Origin of the sequence: Amycolatopsis sp. WQ 127309 (genome assembly GCF_023023025.1) — a bacterium.
GTDB lineage: Bacteria > Actinomycetota > Actinomycetes > Mycobacteriales > Pseudonocardiaceae > Amycolatopsis.
Genome location: NZ_CP095481.1, coordinates 10,610,388 through 10,630,801, shown reverse-complemented (window position 1 = coordinate 10,630,801; position 20,414 = coordinate 10,610,388). Strand labels below are relative to the sequence as shown.

The following is a 20,414-nucleotide window of genomic DNA, read 5'->3' as shown; positions in this document are numbered from 1 at the left end:
GACGAGGTCAGCGGGTTCCCCGCCTGGCCTCCCCTAGATGAGGAGAGCTGTGCCAGGCAAGGCCCGCGTACACGAGCTCGCTAAGGAGCTCGGCATCACCAGCAAGGACGTGCTCGCCAAGTTGAAGGAACAGGGCGAATTCGTCAAATCCGCGTCGTCCACGGTCGAGGCGCCCGTCGCCCGCCGGCTGCGCGACGCGTATGCGCCCAAGGGCGCCAAGAAGCCCGGCCCGACCCCCGGTCCGTCGGCGCGCCCGGGACCCCCGGCCGCCAAGCCGGGCGCTCCCGCGCCGAAGCCCGCGACGCCCGCTCCCCAGCAGCAGGCACCCGTCGTGCAGGCCGCCCCCGCGGCGGCCCCGCAGCAGCAGGCCCCGGCCTCGAAGCCGGCCGCCGCACCGGGCAACCGCCCGGCCGGTCCCGGCCCCCGGCCCGGCCCGCGTCAGCAGCCGGCCGCGCCCGCTCCGCAGGAGCAGGTCCCGGCGGCTGCCGGTGGGCAGACCCCAGCAGCGCCGGCCGCACCCCCCAAGCAGGAGACCCCGGCCGCGCCCGCTCCGCAGGGCAACACCGGTTCGGTCGTCCCGCCGAAGCCGCAGGGCCCCAAGCCCGGCGGTCCGAAGCCCGGTCCGCGCACCCCGCGGGTCGGCAACAACCCGTTCGGTGTCGGTTCCGGCGCCCCGCCGCGTCCGCAGGGCCCGCGTCCCGGTGGCGGCGGCCAGGGCGGCGACACCCGCCCGCCGCGTCCCGGTGGGACCGGTGGCGGCGGTGACCGTCCGGCTCCGCGTCCCGGTGGCGGCGCCGGTGGCAACCGGCCGAGCCCGGGCAACATGCCCCCGCGCCCGAACCCCGGCATGATGCCGGGCCGCACGCAGCGCCCGGCCGGTCCCGGTGGCGGCGCTCGCGGTGGTCCCGGTGGCGGTGCCCGTGGCGGCCCCGGCGGCGGCGCTCGTGGCGGTCCCGGTGGCGGCGGCGGCGGTTTCCGCGGCGGCCCCGGTGGCGGCGGCGGTGCCGGTGGCGGCTTCCGTCCCGGTGGCGGCGGCGGTGGCGGCGGTGGTTTCCGTCCCGGTGGCGGCGGCCCCGGTGCCGGTGCCCCGGCCGGTGGCGGCGGCGGTTTCCGCGGTGGCGGCGGCCGTGGTGGCCCCGGTGGCCGTGGCGGCACGGCGGGTGCCTTCGGGCGTCCGGGTGGTCCCTCGCGCAAGGGTCGCAAGTCGAAGCGGCAGAAGCGCCAGGAGTACATGGACAACATGCAGGCGCCCAGCGTCGGCGGCGTCCGCTTGCCCAAGGGGCAGGGCGAGACGATCCGGCTGCCGCGTGGCGCTTCGCTGACCGACTTCGCCGAGAAGATCGACGCCAACCCGGCTTCGCTGGTGCAGGTGCTCTTCCACCTCGGCGAGATGGTCACCGCGACGCAGTCCGTGTCGGACGACATCCTCGAGCTGCTCGGCGGCGAAATGAACTACCACGTTCAGGTCGTCAGCCCCGAGGAGGAGGACCGCGAGCTGCTGGAGACCTTCGACATCACCTACGGCGACGACGCGGGTGGCGAAGAGGATCTGCAGGTCAGGCCGCCGGTCGTGACCATCATGGGTCACGTCGACCACGGTAAGACCCGGCTGCTCGACACGATCCGGAAGACGAAGGTCCGCGAGAGCGAGGCCGGCGGCATCACGCAGCACATCGGTGCGTACCAGATCGAGACCGAGCTCGAGGGCAACCCGCGCTTGATCACCTTCATCGACACCCCGGGCCACGAGGCGTTCACCGCCATGCGTGCCCGTGGTGCCAACTCGACCGACATCGCGGTGATCGTGGTGGCGGCCGACGACGGTGTGATGCCGCAGACGGTCGAGGCGATCAACCACGCGCAGGCCGCCAAGGCCCCGATCGTGGTCGCGATCAACAAGATCGACAAGGAAGGCGCGAACCCGGACAAGATCCGGCAGCAGCTGACCGAGTACAACCTCGTGGCCGAGGAGTACGGCGGCGACACGATGTTCGTCGAGATCTCCGCGCGGCAGAACATCAACATCGACGGTCTGCTCGAGGCGATCCTGCTGACCGCCGACGCCGCTCTGGACCTCCGGGCCAACCCGGACATGGAGGCCCAGGGTGTCGCGATCGAGGCGCACCTCGACCGCGGCCGCGGCCCGGTGGCCACCGTCCTGGTCCAGCGCGGCACGCTGCGCGTCGGTGACTCGGTCGTGGCGGGTGACGCCTACGGCCGCGTCCGCCGGATGGTCGACGAGCACAACGTCGACGTCACCGAGGCGCTGCCGTCGCGTCCCGTCCAGGTCATCGGGTTCACCTCGGTGCCGGGTGCGGGCGACACCTTCCTGGTGGTCGACGAGGACCGCGTCGCCCGGCAGATCGCCGAGCGCCGTTCCGCTCGTACGCGCAACGCGCTCAACGCGTCGCGTCGCAAGCGGGTCAGCCTCGAGGACCTCGACTCCGCCCTGAAGGAGACGAACAGCCTCAACCTGATCATCAAGGGTGACAACTCGGGTACCGTCGAGGCCCTCGAGGCATCGCTGCTGCAGCTGGACGTCGGCGACGACGTCGAGCTGAACGTGGTGCACCGCGGCGTCGGTGGCGTGACCGAGTCGGACATCGACCTGGCGACCGCGTCCGACGCGATCGTCCTCGGGTTCAACGTCCGCGCCCAGGGCAAGGCGACCGAGCGGGCCACCCGCGAGGGCGTCGACGTCCGGTACTACACGGTCATCTACCAGGCGATCGACGAGATCGAGCAGGCCCTCAAGGGCATGCTCAAGCCCGAGTACGAAGAGGTCGAGCTGGGCCGCGCGGAGGTTCGCGAGGTCTTCAAGTCCTCCAAGATCGGCACGATCGCGGGTTGCCTGGTCATGTCCGGCGAGATCCGGCGCAATGCGCGCGCCCGGCTGCTGCGCGACGGCACTGTCGTCGCGGAGAACCTGCCGGTCAGCTCGCTGCGGCGGTTCAAGGACGACGTGGTCGAGGTCCGCGAGGGCTACGAGTGCGGTCTGACGCTCGGTTCGTACGGCGACCTCAAGGTCGGCGACTCGATCGAGACGTACGAGCAGCGCGAGAAGCCGCGGGCGTAAGGCGTCCGGTCCCGGGGTGCGGTTTCGGTCGCACCCCGGGGCTTTCGCTTCCCATTCCTACAACACCACCACCATTGCCTATGTACGTCGGAGCTCTTGAGCTCGACATCCTGCTCGGCGACGTCCATTCGCTGAAGCAGAAGCGATCCGTGGTCCGGCCGGTGCTGGCCGAGGTGCGCAAGCGCTTCGCCGTGTCGGTGGCCGAAGCCGGTCACACCGACCTGCACCGGCGGACCCTCATCGGGGTGGCCGTGGTCGCCGAAGGTGGCGAGCACGTCCGTGACGTGCTCGACTCGTGCGAGCGCTACGTGGCGAGCAGGCCGGAGTTCGAACTGCTCTCCGCCCACCGCCGGCTGCTCGGCCCAGACGACTGATTTTCTCGAGGAGAAAGACATGGCTGATCCTGCTCGGGCCCGCAAGCTCGCCAAGCGGATCTCGCAGATCGTGGCGTCCGCGATCGAGCACGAGGTCAAGGACTCCCGGCTGGACTACGTGACCGTCACGGACACGAAGGTCACCGGCGACCTGCACGACGCCACGGTGTACTACACGGTGCTCGGCGAGAAGCTGGACATCCCCCCGGACTTCGCCGGTGCCGCCGCCGCGCTCGAATCGGCGCGCGGCATGCTCCGCACGATGGTCGGGCAGGGCACCGGGGTGCGCTACACCCCGACCCTGACGTTCGTGGCCGACACGATCCCCGAAGAGTCGAAGCGCATCGAGGCCCTGCTCGAAAAGGCCCGTGAGGCCGACGCGGAGGTCGCCCGGCGGTCGGCGGGGGCCCAGCACGCGGGCGAACCCGACCCGTACAAGGCCCCCCGCGAAACCGAGGACGAGGACGAAGACGAGCCGGCGGCGGAGGAGAGCCGGGGCTGACCCGGTGCTCTCCCGTCGCGGCCTGCTCGCCGGCAGCGCACTCGCGCTGCTGGCGGGCTGCTCGCCGGCCCCCTCCGGTCCGCCGCCCGGCCCGCCCGCGACGGCACCCCCGACCGGCCCGACACCGCTGAGCGCGCCCGTCACCGTGCAGCGGATGCACTCGGCGGCCCGCGGCACCGACGTCGAACTGGTCCTGATCACCCCCGGCGGCGTCCCGGCCTCGGGCCTGCCGGTGTGCCTGGCCCTGCACGGCCGTGGCGCCCGCGCCCGGACGTTCCTCGACCTCGGCGTCCCCGAGGCGCTCACCAAGGCCGTGCGCGCGAGTGTCCCGCCGTTCGCGATCGCCGCACCCGACGGTGACCACTACTGGGTGAACGTCGGCGGCGACGACGACCCGCAGCGGATGCTGTCCGAAGAACTCCCCGCCTGGCTCACCCAGCGCGACCTCAAGGCGCCCGCGGCGGTGTTCGGCATCTCGATGGGCGGCTTCGGCGCCCTCCGCTTCGCCCGCGCCCACCCGGACCTGAAGGCGACGGCCGTGGCGAGCGCGGCCCTGTTCGTCAGCTGGCCGGACGCCCGCGCCCGCAAGGTGTTCGCCGACGAGGCCGGCTGGCGCGCGGAGGAACCGCTGCTGCACCCGGCCGATGTGCACGGCACGAACCTGGGCGTGTGGTGCGGCGAGTCCGACCCGTTCCTGGGCGCCGACCGCAAGCTGGTGAACGCGGTCTCGCCGGCCGTGGCGCGGTTCTCGCCGGGGAAGCACGAAGACGCCTTCTGGCGCGGTGTCCTGCCCGAGGTGCTCGAGTTCGCCGGGCGGCGGATCACCCCAGCTGGCTGATGCGGACCATGGTGCCCGCCGGGTCGCGGAACGCGCAGTCGCGGACGCCGTAGGGCTGGTCCATCGGCTCCTGGACGACGTCGGCGCCGCTCGCCTGGACCTGGTCGAACGTGCCCGCCAGGTCCGAGGACGCGAGCACGATCGACGCGTAGCTGCCCTTGGCCATCAGCTCGGCGATCGTGCGGCGCTCGTCGTCGGTCAGGCCCGGGTCGGCGGCCGGCGGGTGCAGCACGATCGACGTGTGCGGCTGATCGGCCGGGCCGACCGTGATCCAGCGCATGTCCCCGTACCCCACGTCGTTGCGCACCTCGAAGCCCAGCGCGTCGCGGTAGAACGCGAGCGACTTCTCCGGGTCTTCGGCGGGGAGGAACGTGTGCTGGATGATGAGGTTCATGCTGCTCACGATAGGTGCGAGCGGGTGGGCGTCGCTTCTCGATTCCTGATCGGCCGCATGACCTGCTTGGCCAGGCAGGTCGGGATGCCCTCGCCGTCGCCGGCCGCCAGGCGCTTGTAGGCGCTCGGCGAGATGCCGACCAGCTCGGAGAACCGCGTGCTGAACGTCCCGAGCGACGAGCAGCCGACCGCGAAGCAGACCTCCGTGACCGACAGGTCGCCCCGCCGCAGCAGGGTCATGGCTCGCTCGATGCGCCGGGTCATCAGGTAGCTGTAGGGCGACTCGCCGAAGGCGGCGCGGAACTCGCGGCTCAGGTGGCCCGCCGAGAGGTGGACGCCGCGCGCCAGCGCCTCGACGTCCAGCGGCTGCGCGTAGTCCCGGTCGATCCGGTCGCGGACACGGCGCAGCAGCACGAGTTCGCGCAGGCGCGCGTCCGATTTGCCGGTCACGCAGTCAGCATGCCCGCTCGATCGCGTCACCGCAAAGGCGGCCGCCGAGCGAACAGGATCGCTTGCGGAACGTCATCATCGGGGTTCAGCAGCCACTCCGCCTCGATCTCGAACCCCGCGTCGCGGGCGAGCGCGCCGACCCGTTCCGGGCGCCGGCGGTGGACGTGGACCTTCATCGGGTGGCCGCCGTAGCCCTGGGTCTTCAGCGTGGCCGAGTCGCCGACGTGGTAGCCGATCACCAGCCGGCCGCCCGGGCGCAGCACCCGGTGGAAGTGGCCCAGCACGCCGGGAACCGCTTCGTCCGGGACGTGGATCAGCGACCAGAACGCGAGCACCCCCGCGACGGAGGCGTCCGGGCGGGGCAGGTCCGTCATCGAGCCCACCTCGAACCCGACGTCGGGGTAGGCCTCGCGGGCCAGCTCGATCATCGACGGCGAGAGGTCGACGCCCGACGCGTCGAGGCCGAGGGAAACCAGGTGGGCGGTGAAGTGCCCCGGGCCGCAGCCGACGTCCACGACCGGGCCGTCGGCCCGCTCGGCGAACAGGGCTAGCGCCGCCCGCAGGTACGGCTGGGTCGTGACGGCGTCGCGCACGATGCCGGCGTAACTCGACGCCACCGTGTCGTACGACGTGCGCGTGTCCGCGAGCCAGCCGGTCACGGCAGCGGGTGGGCGGCCGGGGCCCGCAGGCCGTCGAGGACCAGGGCGAGCCCGCGCCGCCAGTCCGGGGTCGCCGTCGCCGCCGCGAACACCACGGCGAGGTCCATCGTGCGGAAGTCCGGCCGCAGCGCACCGGCGTCCTGCGCCCGCTTGACGATCCGGTCCATCCGGGAACCGTTGGCGCGCTTGGCTTTTTCGAGGCCCGAGGCCGGGTCGAACGTCCGCGAGCACACCTCGGTGAAGCCGCGGTCGGTCACCTGCATCCGCACCGACCGCTCGAGGTAGAGCACGAAGCCGTCCCACGGGTCCGCGCACGCGAGGGCCTCGTCGCTGATCGCCTGCGCTTGTTCCAGCGTCGGCAGGAACGCGGCTTCGACGAGGTCGGCGCGGGTCGGGAAGCGGTTGTAGAGCGTGCCGATCGCGACCTCGGCGCGGCGGGCGATCTCGTCGAGCGGGGCATCGACGCCCTTGGCGCCGAACACCGCCCGTGCGGCCGCCACCAGCGCCTCGCGGTTGCGCCGGGCGTCCGCGCGCAGGGGGCGCTGCTCCACCGTCATCATGCGGAGTGTAGTCGTCCGCGCCGCTTCCCGATCGGAACCTCGCACAGCCCACGCCGGGCGGCCACCGGGAGCACAATGGGGTGAGCGGGCTCGGTCCGCACCGAGGCGGGCAGACGAGGGAGGTCGGTACATGCACTCCGATCTGACCCCGTCGGGCCGCACCGGGGTCCTCCTCGTCGGCACCCGCGGGCCGCACGGTCCCGGGGAGGTGCTGATCCGGATCCGGGGCGGGCTGGAAACCTTCCTGGCCTGGTCCGACACGGCGCTGCCGAAGGGGACGACCGTGCTGGTCGTCGAAACCCGCGGCCGGCGCACGGTCGACGTCGTGGCGTGGGACGTCCCGGAAAGCACCGCGGAACCCACGCCGGAAACCACTTCCTAGTGTTCGTCTAAGGACAGCCGATGTTCGGTTATCGCGTGCCGGCCCCCAACGAGGCGATGCTCATTTCGGGCGGCAAGAGCAGCAAGGGCGCGTCGCCGTTCCGGGTCGTCACCGGGCACGGCGCTTTTGTCATGCCGGTGTTCCGTAAAGTCCGGTTCCTGACGCTTTCGATGTGCGAAGCCGAAGTGACCGAAGTGTGCGTGACGAAACAGGCCATCGCCCTGACCGTGCGGGCGGTGATCGCGTTCAAGGTCGGCAACGACACCGAAAGCATCGTCAACGCCGGCCAGCGGTTCCTCTCCGACCAGGACCAGATGTCCGTGCTGACCGGCCGCATCTTCTCCGGTCACCTGCGCTCGATCATCGGGTCGATGACGGTCGAGGAGATCATCACCGAGCGGCAGAAGCTGGCCACCGAGGTGCTGGACGGCTCGGCGGTGGAAATGGCGAAGATCGGCCTTTCCGTCGACGCGCTGCAGATCCAGTCGATCGACGACATGAAGCTCGGCTACATCGCCGCGATGGCCGCGCCGCACAACGCCGCCATCCAGCGGGACGCCCAGATCGCCCAGGCCGTGGCGAACAAGAGGGCGGCGGAGGCCGAGCAGGAGTCCCAGCGGACCCAGGCGGCGTACGTCCGGCAGACGTCGATCGTGCAGGCGCAGTACCGCGCCGAGGTCGAGGCGGCGCAGGCGGAGGCGGCCCAGGCGGGGCCGCTCGCGCAGGCGAAGGCGCAGCAGGAGGTCATCGACGCGCGGACCGTGCTGGCCGAGCGCGAGGCCGAGCTGCGCCAGCAGCAGCTGGTGGCCGAGGTCATCAAGCCGGCCGACGCGGAGGCCGAGCGGATCCGCATCCTGGCCGTGGCCGACGCCGAGAAGATGCGCGTGCAGGCGGAAGCGGCGGCGTCGAACAACCGCGTCGCGCTCGACCGGATGCTCATCGACCAGCTGCCGCTGATCGTCAAGGAGGCCGGGCGCGGCCTGGCCGGTGCGAACGTCAACATCCTCAACGGCGCCGACGGCCTGGGCGAGATGGCCGCGGGCCTCGTCGGCCAGGGACTGTCCATCCTGGACTCGGTGAAGCGCGGGCTGAGCCCCTCGCCGGCCCCCGCGCCCGCGGCTTCCCCGGAGAGCAACGGAAAGGCCATCACCGCGAAGCCCAGCGAGGCGACGCAGTCTTAGCCCGGTGCCGCGGGCCCGAGCGGCGACGGGCCCGCGGCACCCGGATCACTTGCGGGGCAGCCCCTGCGGGTTGATCTCCGACGCCGGCAGCCCTTCCGACGTCAGGTTCCAGCGCTTGAGGACCTCGGCGTACCGGCCGCTCTTGATCACCGTGTCCAGCGCCTGCTGCAGGGCGTTCACGAGGCCGTTGCCCTTCTTGGTCATCGCCGCGATGTCGGCCTCGATCGTGCCGCCGCCGGACACCGAGCCGACGATCTTCGTCTTGCCCTCGACGGCGACGTGGTAGGCCGAGGTCGGGTTGGGCCCGACGTAGGCGTCGATCCGGCCCGACTGCAGCGCCAGGTAGTAGTCCGAGGTCGCCTGGTAGTACTGGAACTTCACCGGGGCCAGCCCGGCGGTCTTGTTCTGCTGGTCCCAGCGCAGCAGGATCTGCTCCTGGTTCGTCCCGGCGCCGACGCCGACGGTGAGCCCGGCGATGTCCTTCGCCTCGCGCACCGTGGTGTTCTTGTCGTTTCGCACCTCGAACGCGATGGTGTCCTTGCGGTAGGTCGCGAAGTCGTACTTGTCCTTGCGCTCCTCGGTCACCGTGATGTTCGAGAACCCCGCGTTGTACTGGCCGTTGTCGACGGACAGGAACAGGTTCTCCCACGACGTCGCCTGCAGGTCGAGCTTCAGCCCGAGGACGTCGGCGACGAGCGACGCGACGTCCGGCTCGACGCCGATGACCGTCTTGTCGTCGTCCGCGCGGAACGACAGCGGCGGCGTGCCGTTGCCGGTGGTGCCGACGACCAGCGTGCCGCGGGCCCGGATCGCCGCCGGGACGAGCGCGGCGATCGCGTCGACCTTGGCGGCGTGGACGCGGTTCTGGTTCGCGGTGATGTTGACGCCGCCCGGCTGGGCCGCCGGTTCCGTGGCCGCTTCGGGACTGCCGCACGCGGTGAGCGCGAAGGCCGACGCGAGCAGGAGGACGCGCAGTTTCATCGTTTTCATCAAAGGACTTTCTCCACGAAGGCCCGGGTGCGGGCGTGCTGGGGGTGGTCGAGGACGGCTTCGGGTGAGCCCTGTTCGACGACGCGGCCGGCGTCGAGGAACACGACGGTGTCGGCGACTTCGCGGGCGAAGCCCAGTTCGTGGGTGACGACGACCATCGTCGTCCCCGATTTCGCGAGGTCCCGGATGACCGCGAGGACCTCGCCGACGAGCTCGGGGTCCAGCGCCGACGTCGGTTCGTCGAACAGCAGGACGTCCGGGTCGAGGGCCAGCGCCCGCGCGATCGCGACGCGCTGCTGCTGGCCGCCGGAGAGCCGGCGCGGGTACTGGCCCGCCTTGTCGGCGAGCCCGACCCGGTCCAGCAGCTCCCGGGCGCGGACCTCGGCCTCGCCGCGCGGCCGGCGTTGCGCCGAGATCGGCGCCTCGACGACGTTCTCCAGCACGGTCAGGTGGCCGAACAGGTTGAAGTTCTGGAAGACGAACCCGATCCGGGTGCGCTGCTTGAGGATCTCGCGTTCCTTGAGCTCGTGGAGCCGGTCGCCGGCCCGGCGGTAGCCCATGAGCTCGCCGCCGACGCTGATGAACCCGCGATCGGCCCGCTCCAGGTGGTTGATCAGCCGCAGCAGCGTCGACTTGCCGGACCCGGACGGTCCCAACAGGACGGTCACTTCGCCTTGGCGCACCTGGAGATCGACTCCGTCGAGCACGGTCAGCGGGCCGAAACTCTTGTGCACGCCCCGGACGTCCACCATGAACTCCGCGCTCATGACCGCCCCCAGACCGCGCGCAGGCGCTGCAGCGGGGTCGGCGGCAACGTGCGGAGCGCGCCGCGGGCGTAGTACCGCTCGACGTAGAACTGGGCGACCGAGAGCACCGACGTCAGCGCGAGGTACCAGAAGGTGGCCACCAGCAGCAGCGGGATGACCCGGCCGCTGCGGGTGTAGATGACCTGGACCTGGTAGAACAGCTCGGGCAGCGCCATCACGTAGACCTGCGAGGTGGCCTTCAGCAGGCCGACGATCTCGTTGGCGGCGGTCGGCACGATCGTGCGCATCGCCTGCGGCAGCACGATCCGGCGGAACTGCCGCCCGGCCGGGATGCCGAGCGCCGCGGCGGCCTCGCGCTGGCCGGCGTCCACCGAGAGGAACCCGGCGCGGACGATCTCCGAGGCGTACGCGCCCTGGTGCAGCGCGAGCCCGAGCCCGGCGGCGAGGAACGGCGGGATGAGGCTCATCGTGCCGACCGAGACGAACGACGGCCCGAACGGGACGCCGAAGGAGATCTCGTTGTAGAGGATCGCGAGGTTGTACCAGAACAGCAGCTGGAGAATGAGCGGGACGGACCGGAAGATCCACGTGTAGGTCCAGGCGACCGCGCGCAGCAGCGGATTCCGGGAAATGCGCATGAGCGCGAGCACGGTGCCGAGCAGGAATCCGGCGACCACGCCGAACGCCGTCAGTTCCAGGGTGAGCAGCACGGCGTCGAGCACCGATTTCTGGAACAGGTACTTCGAGAAGGTCGGCCAGTCGAACGCCGTGTTGGTCACCAGCGCGTGGCCCGCCATCGCGACCAGCACCGCGACGATCGCGGCGGCCACCCAGGTCAGCGGGTGCCGCGCGGGCACGATCTTCAGCGATTCCTCCGGCGCCGTCAAAGGTGCGGGCCGGGTGCCGACGTCGCTGGTCACCGCGATCCCACGGACGCGGGAAGCGCTTTCGAGAACCGCAGCCGGGTGACCGGCACGGCGTCGACGTCGAAGTGCGGCGTGTACCCGGTGGCCAGGTAGAGCGCGCGGGCCTCGGGCTGGCTCGGGCCGGTGGTCAGGTGGATCCGGCGGTACCCGCGGAGCGCGATCTCGGCCTCCAGCTCGGCGACGACGCGGCGGCCGAGCCCGTGGCCGCGGTGCGCGCGGTGCGTCCAGATCCGCTTGAGCTCGGCGGTGTCGTCGTCGTAGCGCTGGAACGCCCCGCCCGCGACGGCGCGCCGGTCGTGGAGCAGCACCAGCAATCCGCCGTTCGGCGGCGCGAAATGCTCCGCCGGGTATTCCCGCAGTTCGAAATGGACGTCGGCGAGCACGCGGTGGTAACGCGTCGAATATTCACGGGCCAGGTCGGCGAGCAACGGCCGGACCCGCGGATCTGACTGGGCGACCCAGACGGATTCGGGCATGACGACACCTGTTCGGGGAAAAGAACGAGGAGGAAAAGCGCCTGCCCAAAACGCGGGGGCGCTTTCCGTTGACGTCGTCGACTTTAGGAACCCGGGCCGAGCCGGGTCAACGAGCCGCCGTCCGGTTCCAGATCCTGGACGGCGGCTTTCAGAAAGCGGGCTTGGCGGCTACGACGAGGTCGCGCAGGATGGCTTGGTCCACCCGGTGGGCGAACTCTTCGTAGGGCCCGCCTTCGCGGACGTCGAGGCCGGCCTTCGCCAGGATCGCGACCAGCTCTTCGCGCGGCAGGACGATGGTGTTCCACGAGATGCCGAGCGCGCCGCCGGGCTTGAGGACGCGGGTCCACACCGGGATCGCCGCGGCCAGCAGGTCGCGCGGGCTGCGTTGCAGGCCCGCGTCGCGGTGGCTGCCGTGCTGGACGCCGTACGGGGCGTCCGTGACGATCACGTCGGCGGAGTTCGCGCGCAGGACCTCGTCCGTCGTCAGCGTGTCCGCGTTGAAGTAGGCGAGCTTGCGGGTGTCGCCCGCCTTGTAGTCCTCTTTGGTGAACGCGTACTCGATGTCGAGACGGCGGCCGAGGCGGGCCTTGTTGCGGCGCAGCACGCCCGACTCGGCGGTGTGCTTCACTCGCTTGTTCCGCAGCCACGTCTTGATGAACGCCTCGTACGCCTCGAAGTCCTTGGCGTCGACGTCCAGGCCGGTGGCGTGCAGGCCGTACATGATCGCGTGGTTGAGCGTGGTGCCGCGGCCGCACAGCGGGTCGAGCAGGTACCGCGGCCTGTCCGAGGCGGGGTCCGCGGTGGCCAGCAGCGTGATGTTCAGCAGCAGCTTCGTGAACGACTCGTTGGTCTTGCCCGCGTACTTCTGGATGGTCAGCAGGTCCGAGTCGGCCTTCGCGAGCGGCGTCACCTGCACCGGGCGCAGCACGTCGCCGGCCAGCTCGAACAGGGCGTACAACGACGACAGGTTCGACAGCAGCGCGAGGTCGCGTTCGCCGAGCGGCGCGGAGCTGGTGAAGCGGACGTAGCCGACGCCGCCGAGCTCGACGTCCTCGATCCCGGACAGCTCGGCCGCCAGGGCCGTGCCGAACACCGCCAGCTCGGCGCGCAGCAGCGCGGGGGAGGAGGCGGCGTAGACCCGGTTGGCGGACGGGTGGACCAGGATCACGTACTCGGACATCCCGCAGAGCGTAGCGTGACGCACCGTGACCTCCACTTTGGCGCAGGACATCGCGGCCGCGGCCGCACTGCTCGCGACGGCCACCGACGTGACGGTGCTCGGGCACGTCCGCCCCGACGCGGACGCGCTGGGCAGCGCGCTCGCCCTCGGCCGGGCCCTGCTCCAGCGCGGCGCCCGGGTGCGCGTCTCCTTCGGCGAGCCCGACGAGGCCCCCGAGACGCTCCGCTGGCTCGACGAGGACGGCCTGCTCACCCACCCGGACGACCTGCCCGCGACCGAGGCGTTGCTGGTCTGCGTCGACACGCCGGTGCCGCAGCGGCTGGGCCGGCTCGCCGGGCGCGTCGGGGCGGCCGGGCGGGTGCTGGTGATCGACCACCACGCGACCAACACGTTCTACGGCACCCACCACGTCGTCGACGAGAGCGCCGAGGCCAGCGCGATCCTGGTGTTCCGGGTCCTCGACGCGCTGGGCGTCGAGCCGGACGAGCCGATCGCGCGCGGGCTCTACGCCGGGATCGTCACCGACACCAGCGGGTTCCGCCGGGCGAGCCCGGAGACGCACCGGATGGCGGCGCGGCTGCTGGCGGCGGGCGTCGACCCCGAGGCCGTGGTGCGGCGGATCGTCGACGAGCGGCCGTTCGCCTGGCTGCCGATGCTGTCCTCGGTGCTGGCGGCCGCCGAGCTCGAGCCGGAAGCCGCGCAGGGCAAGGGTTTCGTGCACACGATCGTCGGCGTCGACGCCGCGGCCACCGTGCGGGCCGAGGAGGTCGAGTCGGTCATCGACGTCGTCCGCTCGGTGCGCGAGGCCGCCGTCGCGGCGGTGCTCAAGCAGGACCCGGCCGACCCGCGGCAGTGGCAGATCTCGTTGCGCTCCATCGGGATCGACGTCTCCGCGGTGGCCGCCGAGTTCGGCGGCGGCGGGCACCGGCAGGCCGCGGGGTGCACGATCGCGGGCCCCGCCGAGGACGTCCTGGCCGGCCTGCGCGCCGCGCTGGAGCGGGCGCCGCTGCTCTAGGGTCGCGATTCCCGCCGGCCGGAAACTGTCGGTGCCGGCGGTTAGAGTCCGGTTCGTGGTGAACGTGGCGGAGAACGAGCGGGTCCCGGCGAAGCGGGTCCTGGGGCTGGCCGTGCCGGCGCTGGGCGTGCTGGCCGCCGAGCCGTTGTACGTGCTGGTCGACACGGCGGTCGTCGGCCACCTCGACGCGCTGTCGCTGGCCGGGCTCGCGCTCGGCGGCGTCGTGCTGTCCCAGGTGTCGAGCCAGCTGACGTTCCTGTCCTACGGCACGACCTCGCGCACCGCCCGCCTGCACGGGGCCGGGCGCCGGGCCGACGCCGTCCGCGAAGGCGTCCAGGCGACGTGGCTGGCGCTGTTCGTCGGGCTCTTCGTGCTGGTCGCCGGGCAGCTGCTGGCCTGGCCGGTCGCACGGGCGCTGTCGGGCAGCGACGAGATCACGAGCGCGGCCGTGTCGTGGCTGCGGATCGCGTTGTTCGGGGCGCCGTTGATCCTGGTCACCATGGCCGGCAACGGCTGGATGCGCGGGGTGCAGGACGCCGTCCGGCCGCTGCGGTACGTGCTGGCGGGCAACGGGATCTCGGCCGTGCTGTGCCCGGTGCTCGTCTACGGGGCCGGGCTCGGCCTGGAGGGCTCGGCGATCGCGAACGTCGTCGCGCAGGTGATCTCCGCGTCGCTGTTCTTCGCGGCCCTGGTGCGCGAGAAGGTGGCTCTGCGGCCCGACTTCCGGGTGATGCGCGCCCAGCTGGGCCTCGGCCGCGACCTGGTGCTGCGCAGCCTCGGGTTCCAGCTGTGCTTCGTCTCGGCGGCGGCCGTCGCGGCCCGGACGTCGACCGAGGCGGTCGGCGCGCACCAGGTGGTGCTGCAGCTGTGGGTGTTCCTCTCGCTGGTCCTGGACTCGGTCGCGATCGCGGCGCAGTCCCTGGTCGGGGCCGCCCTCGGCGCGGGCTCGGCCCGGCAGGCGCGCGGCGTCGCCACGCAGATCACGCGCTACGGGCTGCTGATGGGGTGCGTCCTGGGCGTGCTGTTCGCGGCCCTGTCGTGGGTGCTGCCACGCGCGTTCACGGCCGACCCGGGTGTGCTGGCCGAGGTCCCGCACGCGTGGTGGTTCTTCGTGGCGCTGCAACCGATCGCGGGCGTGGTGTTCGCCCTGGACGGCGTGCTGCTGGGCGCGGGCGACGCGGCGTTCCTCCGCAACGCGACGCTCGGCAGCGCGGCCCTGGGCTTCCTCCCGCTGATCTGGGCGTCCCTCGGCTTCGGCTGGGGCCTCACCGGCATCTGGACCGGCCTCTCGCTCTTCATGGTCCTGCGCCTGGTGGCGGTGCTGGTCCGCTGGCGCTCGGGCACCTGGGCGGTGACCGGCGCGATCCGCCCCGCCTGACCTCGTTCCGCGTGATCGAGCGGCCGACTCGCGTGATCAGAGAGTCGACTCGCGTGATTGAAGGGTCGACACGCCGGGCGCAGGCGCCCCGTGACTTCAGCGACACCGCCGCCGCGCGCAGCCGTTCGCGAGGCCGATTCCGCTGAGGTCACCGGCCACGCGCAAAACATGAATCCGATTCGGGAAAGCCGGTGAACCGTGTGGTGAACGCCACCGGGGTAACGGCTATGTTTCCTCGTTGCTCAGGGGCTACAAGTAGTGGGGACGGCAGTGAGGGCGTCCCGTACCGAAAGCCCCTAGTCACTGGAGGTTCCCGTGCCGCCCGCCACCGGCCGCGCCACCGCCCGGTCCTGGCTCATCTGGTCCGCCGCCGTCACCGTCTACCTGCTCGCGGTGTTCCACCGCACCTCCTTCGGCGTCGCCGGGCTGCAGGCGGCCGAGCGCTTCGGCGTCGGCGCGGCCGCGCTCGGCACGTTCACCGTGCTGCAGGTCGGCGTCTACGCCGCGATGCAGATCCCGACCGGCGTCCTGGTCGACCGCTACGGCCCGCGCCGCGTGCTCACCGTCGCCGTGCTGATCCTCGGGACCGGCCAGATCCTGCTCGGCGTCGCGCACTCCTACGGCCTCGGCCTGCTCGCCCGCGGCGTGCTGGGCCTCGGCGACGCGCTCACCTTCGTCAGCGTGCTGCGCCTGGTCGCGGCCCACTTCCCGGGCCGCCAGTACGCGCTGCTGACGTCGTTCACCGCGGCCGTCGGCTACATCGGCAACCTCGCGGCCACCGTCCCGCTGTCCCTCGTCCTCGACAGCGCCGGCTGGACGCCCACCTTCCTCGCGGTCGGCGCGCTGACCGTGCTCTACACCCTGGTCGTGACGCTGCGGGTGCGCGACGTCCCGCCCGGCGTCGAGGTGCCGGTCCGCGAAGCCGTCCGCCCGCGCGAGCTCGGCCACCAGGTCGCCGAGGCGTGGCGGACGCCGGGGACCCGCCTGGGGTTCTGGGTGCACTTCAGCACGATGTTCGCGCCGAACGCGCTGACGCTGCTGTGGGGCGTGCCGTGGCTGGTGCAGGGCCAGGGGCAGTCGAAGGCCGCCGCGAGCGCGCTGCTCACGGTGTTCGTCTTCGGCTCGATGGCCGGCGGTCCGCTGCTCGGCGGCCTGATCGGCCGTCGCCCGGAGCTGCGGATGCCGCTGGTCGGCGGCTACATCGGCGGCGCCGCGGTGCTGTGGACGGTGCTGCTGAGCTGGCCCGGTCAGGTCCCGGTGGGGCTGCTGGTGCCCGCGTTCGCCTTCCTCGCCCTCGGCGGCCCGGCCTCGATGATCGGCTTCGCGCTGGCCCGCGACTACAACCCGCTCAGCCGCGTCGGCACGGCGACCGGCGTGGTCAACGTCGGCGGCTTCGTGGCGACGACGATCGCCGCGCTCGCGGTCGGCGTGCTGCTGCAGTGGACCGGCGGGAACTTCCGGTGGTCGCTGCTGGCGATCGTGGTGCTCCTGGCGATCGGGACGTCCCGGATGCTCGTGTGGTGGCGGCGCACCCGCACCCACCTGTTCCTCGCCGCGGCCCGCGGCGAGGAGGTCCCGGTCCGGATCACCCGCCGCCGCTGGGACGCGGCCCTACCGGAGACGCCGATCGTGGCCGCTTGATCGGCCCGGCGGCACCTCGGCCTGCATGAGGTGCCGGGCCACGGCGAACCCGCGCCGCTCGTAGGCCGGCACGGCGCGCTTCGACGAGTGCACCGTGACGCGCTCGAGCCCGAGATCCGCGGCCAGGCGCAGGATCGCGTTGATGAGCAGGCCGCCGAGACCGCCGTCGCGCGCCTCCGGCGAGATGTAGACGCTCTGCACGTCGCCGGCGGCCCGGGTGAACGCCGTCGGCGTCGGCACGCGCGCGGTGATCGCCAGGAACGCCATCCCGATCACCTGGTCCTCGCGCACCACGACCAGGCACCGGTGGCTGGTCGTGTGGTCCCGCGCCCAGGCGGCGAACTCCCGCACGAACCCGGCGCGCGCGGCGCCGGGCAGGCCGTCCCGCTCGGCGACCCACCGCCACCGCAGCCCGGCGACGGCTTCGAACTCGGCGGCCCTCGCGGGCCGGACTTCGATCTTCGCCACGCCCCTCATCCTGGCCCTGTGCCGCGCCGCCGCTCAAGCACCCGGCTGCCCTACCGGGGACGCCGATCGCGCCGCCCGAACGCACCCGATCGGCCGACGATCAGCGGCCGCTAGGGTTTGCCGCGTGTCGAGCCCCAAACCGCCCCGCCGTCCCGCCCCGCCGCCCGGTCTCCTGATCGTCGACAAGCCCGCCGGGATGACGTCGCACGACGTCGTCGCCCGCGCCCGCCGTTTCATGGGCACCCGCAAGGTCGGGCACGCCGGCACGCTCGACCCGATGGCGACCGGCGTGCTGGTGCTCGGCATCGAGCGCGCCACCAAGCTGCTCGGCCACCTGGCGCTCGACCGCAAGACCTACCTCGCGACGCTGTCGCTGGGCAGCAGCACCACGACCGACGACGCCGAGGGCGAGATCCTCACCACCGCGGAGACCGGCGGCGTCACCGACGCGGCGATCGCCGCCGGGATCGCGAAGCTCACCGGCCCCATCCAGCAGGTGCCCAGCGCGGTCAGCGCCGTCAAGATCGACGGCAAGCGCGCCTACGCCCGGGTCCGCGCGGGGGAGGACGTCGTCATCCCGCCGCGCCCGGTCACGATCTACCGCTTCGACGTCCTGGGCATCCGCCACGAGGACGACCACGTCGAGGTCGACGCCGTCGTCGAGTGCTCGTCGGGCACCTACGTCCGCGCGCTGGCCCGCGACTTGGGCGCCGACCTCGGCGTCGGCGGTCACCTGATGGCGCTGCGGCGCACCACGGTCGGCCCGTTCTCGCTCGCGAAGGCGCGCACGCTGGACCAGCTGGAAGAGGCGCCCGAGCTGAGCCTGGACCTCGACGCCGCCGTCGCCGCCGCCTTCCCGCGGCGCGACCTCGACGCCGCGACGGCCAAGGCGGTCCGCCACGGCCAGCGCATCCCGGCGGCCGGGGTCGAGGGCACCTACGGCCTGTTCGGCCCCGACGGCAAGGTGCTGGCGCTGGCCGCCGACGAAGAAGGCGTGTCCCGAGCAGTGGTCGTGTTGCTGCCCGCCTAGGGTGGTCCGAGAAGACGGGAGTGTGACGTGCTGCGGTGGCGTGGGCTGGGGGACCTTCCCGGCGGCTGGGGACGGTGCGTGGTCACCATCGGCGTGTTCGACGGCGTGCACCGCGGGCACCAGGAGCTGATCAACCGGACCGTGGCCGCGGCCGCGGAGCGCGACGTGCCGAGCGTGGTGCTGACGTTCGACCCGCACCCGTCGGAGGTGCTGCGCCCGGGGAGCCACCCGGCGCAGCTGACCACGTTGCGGCGCAAGGCGGAGCTCGTCGAGGGCCTCGGCGTCGACGTCTTCTGCGTGCTGCCGTTCACCTTGGAGCTGTCCCGGCTGCAGCCGGAGGAGTTCGTGCACGAGGTGCTGGTCGACCGGCTGCACGCGGCCGCGGTGATCGTCGGCGACAACTTCACCTTCGGGGCCAAGGCCGCCGGCACCGTCGGGCTGCTGCGCACCCTCGGCCGCCGCTTCGGCTTCGCCGCCTACGGCGCGGAGCTGCAGGGCAAGGAACTGTCCGAAGAGGACCAGTCGGCCATCACGTTCTCGAGCACGTACGTCCGCTCCTGCATCGACGCCGGGGACGTCGTGGCCGCCGCCGAGGCGCTCGGCCGCCCGCACCGGCTCGAAGGCATCGTCGTGCGCGGTGACGGCCGGGGCCACGAGCTCGGCTACCCGACGGCGAACCTGTCGACCCCGCGGTTCGCCGCCGTCCCGGCCGACGGCGTATACAGCGCCTGGTTCACCCGCTCGGCGGACCCGTCGCGCCGGCTGCGCGCCGCGGTCTCGGTGGGCACCAACCCGACGTTCTCCGGGCGCGAGCGGACCGTCGAGGCGTTCGTCCTCGACGTCGACGAGGACTTCTACGGCCAGCACGTCGCGATCGACTTCGGCACCCGGCTGCGCGACCAGGTGCGGTTCGCGGACTCGGCCGGGCTGGTCGCCCAGATCGACGAGGACGTCGTCGAGACCAGAAAGGCCCTCCCGGACGCGGGGTAGCGCCTCGACCGGGGCGAAAAGGGGGATTTCGCGTTCACGGACGTGATCGTGATGGCAAGATGCTCACGGACAGTGTGCGTGCAGACTGAGCGGGCGAAGAAGCGGTTTAGGGGAGCGGAACTGGTGGAGGACCACAAGATCGTCCAGCGGAACATCGCGCTGCAGCGCGAGTGGTACGGGGAGCCCCTGGGCGACCGCGTGCGCCGGCTCGTCGTCGCCTTCGACGTTTCGCAGGCGTTCCTGGCCGAGGTCCTCGGCATCAGCGCCCCCATGCTCAGCCAGGTGATGAGCGGGCGGCGCGCGAAGATCGGCAACCCGGTCGTGCTGGCCAGGATGATCATGCTCGAACGCAAGATCCTGGTCCCCGAGGTCGCCGCCGGCAACCGCGACGCGATGCTGGCCGCGATGGAGGACGTCCGCGACTCCCGGCCCACCGTCGGGCGCGACAACATCCCGGTGGTCAACGAGGACCAGGCCGTCCTGGCCTACCTGCGCGACCTGGCCGAGGACGAGGACCTGGGCGAGGCCGCCAAGCGGCTCGACGACGACTTCCCGGCGATCGCCGACCTGCTCCGCCGGGCCGGTCACGGCGGCTGATGCCGGCCCTGTTCAGCGCCCTGCTCCCGCCCGGCGACGTCGTCGACGCGGTCGCCGGGGCCCTGGGCGACCCGGCCGGCGGTCTGGCCTGGGAGCCGCCGGAGAGGTGGCACGTCACGCTCGCCTACTACGGCCGGGACGACGCCGGCACCCGGGGAGCGTGGCTCGCGGACCGGCTGGCCGGCCGCCGCGCCGTCGACGTCCGGCTGGAAAAGGCCGCGACGTTCCCCGGGGTGCTGTGGTTGACTGTCGCCGGATCGGAGCTGACGCCGCTCGCGCACGCCGCGGGCGCCGGCGCCGAGGCGAGGCCGTACCGGGCCCACCTGACGCTGGCGCGGTTCCCCCGGGAAGAACCCGGGCTCGCCGAGCGTTGGACGTCGCGGCTGGCCGGTTTCACGAGCCGGAACTGGCAGGCCACGCGCGTGGCGCTGATGACCAGCGAGCGCGAACCGGGCGGAACCCGCTACCGGGTGGCCCGCGAGTTCGAGCTGGATCGCGCCTGAAGGCCCTGCTCAGAGTGGCACGTGGCCAGAATGGTAAC

At 72.4% G+C, this 20,414-nt stretch carries 23 protein-coding genes; 13 read left to right on the top strand and 10 right to left on the bottom strand.

Annotation, left to right across the window (positions count from 1 at the left end):
• Nucleotides 1–49: 49 nt before the first annotated feature.
• From infB to MUY22_RS46985, 4 genes are all read left to right on the top strand, one after another.
• Nucleotides 50–3,076, top strand: a complete 3,027-nt coding sequence (gene infB, locus MUY22_RS47000; RefSeq protein ID WP_247054725.1) for a translation initiation factor IF-2 — start codon at nt 50–52, stop codon at nt 3,074–3,076.
• A gap of 80 nt (nt 3,077–3,156) precedes the next feature.
• On the top strand, nt 3,157–3,450 hold the full coding sequence (locus MUY22_RS46995) for a DUF503 domain-containing protein (protein ID WP_247054723.1): 294 nt from the start codon (nt 3,157–3,159) through the stop codon (nt 3,448–3,450).
• A gap of 19 nt (nt 3,451–3,469) precedes the next feature.
• A complete protein-coding gene (rbfA, locus tag MUY22_RS46990) occupies nt 3,470–3,952 on the top strand; it encodes a 30S ribosome-binding factor RbfA (RefSeq protein ID WP_247054720.1) in 483 nt (160 codons plus the stop codon).
• A 4-nt stretch (nt 3,953–3,956) separates the two neighbouring features.
• Nucleotides 3,957–4,790, top strand: a complete 834-nt coding sequence (locus MUY22_RS46985; protein ID WP_247054718.1) for an alpha/beta hydrolase family protein — start codon at nt 3,957–3,959, stop codon at nt 4,788–4,790.
• Here the strand turns inward: MUY22_RS46985 and MUY22_RS46980 are convergent.
• From MUY22_RS46980 to MUY22_RS46965, 4 genes are read right to left on the bottom strand one after another with little or no spacing between them, the layout of a single operon-like run.
• Complete coding sequence (locus MUY22_RS46980; RefSeq protein ID WP_247054716.1) at nt 4,774–5,184, bottom strand: VOC family protein; 411 nt, start codon at nt 5,182–5,184, stop codon at nt 4,774–4,776. The genes MUY22_RS46985 and MUY22_RS46980 overlap by 17 nt on opposite strands.
• Nucleotides 5,185–5,189: 5 nt before the next feature.
• Entirely contained in the window at nt 5,190–5,633 is a 444-nt protein-coding gene (locus tag MUY22_RS46975; protein WP_247054714.1) for a helix-turn-helix transcriptional regulator, read from the bottom strand.
• Between the two features lie 26 nt (nt 5,634–5,659).
• A complete protein-coding gene (locus MUY22_RS46970) occupies nt 5,660–6,292 on the bottom strand; it encodes a class I SAM-dependent methyltransferase (protein ID WP_247054712.1) in 633 nt (210 codons plus the stop codon).
• The gene (locus tag MUY22_RS46965) at nt 6,289–6,849 is read right to left on the bottom strand and encodes a TetR/AcrR family transcriptional regulator (protein ID WP_247054710.1); all 561 of its coding nucleotides are present in this window, start codon (nt 6,847–6,849) and stop codon (nt 6,289–6,291) included. The genes MUY22_RS46970 and MUY22_RS46965 overlap by 4 nt, the downstream gene beginning before the upstream one ends.
• Nucleotides 6,850–6,982: 133 nt before the next feature.
• Here MUY22_RS46965 and MUY22_RS46960 point away from each other — a divergent pair, with 133 nt between their 5' ends.
• Both MUY22_RS46960 and MUY22_RS46955 read left to right on the top strand, forming a co-directional pair.
• Nucleotides 6,983–7,234, top strand: a complete 252-nt coding sequence (locus MUY22_RS46960) for a hypothetical protein (RefSeq protein WP_247054709.1) — start codon at nt 6,983–6,985, stop codon at nt 7,232–7,234.
• A gap of 20 nt (nt 7,235–7,254) precedes the next feature.
• A complete protein-coding gene (locus MUY22_RS46955; protein ID WP_247054707.1) occupies nt 7,255–8,415 on the top strand; it encodes an SPFH domain-containing protein in 1,161 nt (386 codons plus the stop codon).
• 45 nt (nt 8,416–8,460) lie between these two features.
• Here the strand turns inward: MUY22_RS46955 and MUY22_RS46950 are convergent, their stop codons facing one another.
• The 5 genes from MUY22_RS46950 to MUY22_RS46930 all read right to left on the bottom strand — a co-directional run bounded on the left by MUY22_RS46950 (nt 8,461) and on the right by MUY22_RS46930 (nt 12,754).
• Nucleotides 8,461–9,405, bottom strand: a complete 945-nt coding sequence (locus MUY22_RS46950; protein WP_247054705.1) for an ABC transporter substrate-binding protein — start codon at nt 9,403–9,405, stop codon at nt 8,461–8,463.
• Nucleotides 9,405–10,172, bottom strand: a complete 768-nt coding sequence (locus MUY22_RS46945; protein ID WP_305879349.1) for an amino acid ABC transporter ATP-binding protein — start codon at nt 10,170–10,172, stop codon at nt 9,405–9,407. The genes MUY22_RS46950 and MUY22_RS46945 overlap by 1 nt, the downstream gene beginning before the upstream one ends.
• Nucleotides 10,169–11,092, bottom strand: coding sequence for an amino acid ABC transporter permease (locus MUY22_RS46940; protein WP_247054703.1), 924 nt, complete (start codon nt 11,090–11,092; stop codon nt 10,169–10,171). The genes MUY22_RS46945 and MUY22_RS46940 overlap by 4 nt, the downstream gene beginning before the upstream one ends.
• A complete protein-coding gene (locus tag MUY22_RS46935; RefSeq protein WP_247054701.1) occupies nt 11,089–11,574 on the bottom strand; it encodes a GNAT family N-acetyltransferase in 486 nt (161 codons plus the stop codon). The genes MUY22_RS46940 and MUY22_RS46935 overlap by 4 nt, the downstream gene beginning before the upstream one ends.
• A 148-nt stretch (nt 11,575–11,722) precedes the next feature.
• Complete coding sequence (locus tag MUY22_RS46930) at nt 11,723–12,754, bottom strand: TRM11 family methyltransferase (protein ID WP_247054699.1); 1,032 nt, start codon at nt 12,752–12,754, stop codon at nt 11,723–11,725.
• 25 nt (nt 12,755–12,779) lie between these two features.
• Here MUY22_RS46930 and MUY22_RS46925 point away from each other — a divergent pair, with 25 nt between their 5' ends.
• From MUY22_RS46925 to MUY22_RS46915, 3 genes are all read left to right on the top strand, one after another.
• Nucleotides 12,780–13,769: a bifunctional oligoribonuclease/PAP phosphatase NrnA gene (locus MUY22_RS46925; RefSeq protein ID WP_247054697.1), complete on the top strand. Its 990-nt coding sequence runs from the start codon at nt 12,780–12,782 to the stop codon at nt 13,767–13,769.
• 58 nt (nt 13,770–13,827) lie between these two features.
• Nucleotides 13,828–15,147, top strand: coding sequence for an MATE family efflux transporter (locus tag MUY22_RS46920; protein WP_371827715.1), 1,320 nt, complete (start codon nt 13,828–13,830; stop codon nt 15,145–15,147).
• Between the two features lie 315 nt (nt 15,148–15,462).
• Nucleotides 15,463–16,788, top strand: coding sequence for a nitrate/nitrite transporter (locus tag MUY22_RS46915; protein WP_247054694.1), 1,326 nt, complete (start codon nt 15,463–15,465; stop codon nt 16,786–16,788).
• On the opposite strand, the gene MUY22_RS46910 is transcribed toward MUY22_RS46915, so the two are convergent.
• Nucleotides 16,759–17,265 carry a GNAT family N-acetyltransferase gene (locus tag MUY22_RS46910; RefSeq protein WP_371827553.1) on the bottom strand — a complete coding sequence of 169 codons (507 nt, stop codon included), beginning with the start codon at nt 17,263–17,265 and terminating at the stop codon, nt 16,759–16,761. The genes MUY22_RS46915 and MUY22_RS46910 overlap by 30 nt on opposite strands.
• 115 nt (nt 17,266–17,380) lie before the next feature.
• Between MUY22_RS46910 and truB the strand changes: the two genes are divergently transcribed.
• The 4 genes from truB (at nt 17,381) to MUY22_RS46890 (ending at nt 20,376) form a co-directional block, all read left to right on the top strand.
• On the top strand, nt 17,381–18,286 hold the full coding sequence (gene truB / locus MUY22_RS46905) for a tRNA pseudouridine(55) synthase TruB (RefSeq protein ID WP_256475192.1): 906 nt from the start codon (nt 17,381–17,383) through the stop codon (nt 18,284–18,286).
• A 27-nt stretch (nt 18,287–18,313) separates the two neighbouring features.
• Complete coding sequence (locus MUY22_RS46900) at nt 18,314–19,276, top strand: bifunctional riboflavin kinase/FAD synthetase (RefSeq protein WP_247054689.1); 963 nt, start codon at nt 18,314–18,316, stop codon at nt 19,274–19,276.
• Nucleotides 19,277–19,399: 123 nt separating this feature from the next.
• Nucleotides 19,400–19,873, top strand: coding sequence for a helix-turn-helix transcriptional regulator (locus MUY22_RS46895; protein ID WP_247054687.1), 474 nt, complete (start codon nt 19,400–19,402; stop codon nt 19,871–19,873).
• Complete coding sequence (locus MUY22_RS46890) at nt 19,873–20,376, top strand: 2'-5' RNA ligase family protein (RefSeq protein WP_247054685.1); 504 nt, start codon at nt 19,873–19,875, stop codon at nt 20,374–20,376. The genes MUY22_RS46895 and MUY22_RS46890 overlap by 1 nt, the downstream gene beginning before the upstream one ends.
• Nucleotides 20,377–20,414: the final 38 nt, after the last annotated feature.

What these genes read in the sequence shown, in the direction of transcription:
- MUY22_RS46965 (WP_247054710.1), bottom strand. Translation starts at nt 6,849, where the DNA reads ATGACGGTGGAGCAGCGCCCCCTGCGCGCGGACGCCCGGCGCAACCGC.
- MUY22_RS46980 (WP_247054716.1), bottom strand. Translation starts at nt 5,184, where the DNA reads ATGAACCTCATCATCCAGCACACGTTCCTCCCCGCCGAAGACCCGGAG.
- MUY22_RS46950 (WP_247054705.1), bottom strand. Translation starts at nt 9,405, where the DNA reads ATGAAAACGATGAAACTGCGCGTCCTCCTGCTCGCGTCGGCCTTCGCG.
- MUY22_RS46890 (WP_247054685.1), top strand. Translation starts at nt 19,873, where the DNA reads ATGCCGGCCCTGTTCAGCGCCCTGCTCCCGCCCGGCGACGTCGTCGAC.
- MUY22_RS46955 (WP_247054707.1), top strand. Translation starts at nt 7,255, where the DNA reads ATGTTCGGTTATCGCGTGCCGGCCCCCAACGAGGCGATGCTCATTTCG.
- MUY22_RS46995 (WP_247054723.1), top strand. Translation starts at nt 3,157, where the DNA reads ATGTACGTCGGAGCTCTTGAGCTCGACATCCTGCTCGGCGACGTCCAT.
- MUY22_RS46910 (WP_371827553.1), bottom strand. Translation starts at nt 17,265, where the DNA reads ATGAGGGGCGTGGCGAAGATCGAAGTCCGGCCCGCGAGGGCCGCCGAG.
- MUY22_RS46930 (WP_247054699.1), bottom strand. Translation starts at nt 12,754, where the DNA reads ATGTCCGAGTACGTGATCCTGGTCCACCCGTCCGCCAACCGGGTCTAC.
- MUY22_RS46945 (WP_305879349.1), bottom strand. Translation starts at nt 10,172, where the DNA reads ATGAGCGCGGAGTTCATGGTGGACGTCCGGGGCGTGCACAAGAGTTTC.
- MUY22_RS46935 (WP_247054701.1), bottom strand. Translation starts at nt 11,574, where the DNA reads ATGCCCGAATCCGTCTGGGTCGCCCAGTCAGATCCGCGGGTCCGGCCG.
- rbfA (WP_247054720.1), top strand. Translation starts at nt 3,470, where the DNA reads ATGGCTGATCCTGCTCGGGCCCGCAAGCTCGCCAAGCGGATCTCGCAG.
- MUY22_RS46960 (WP_247054709.1), top strand. Translation starts at nt 6,983, where the DNA reads ATGCACTCCGATCTGACCCCGTCGGGCCGCACCGGGGTCCTCCTCGTC.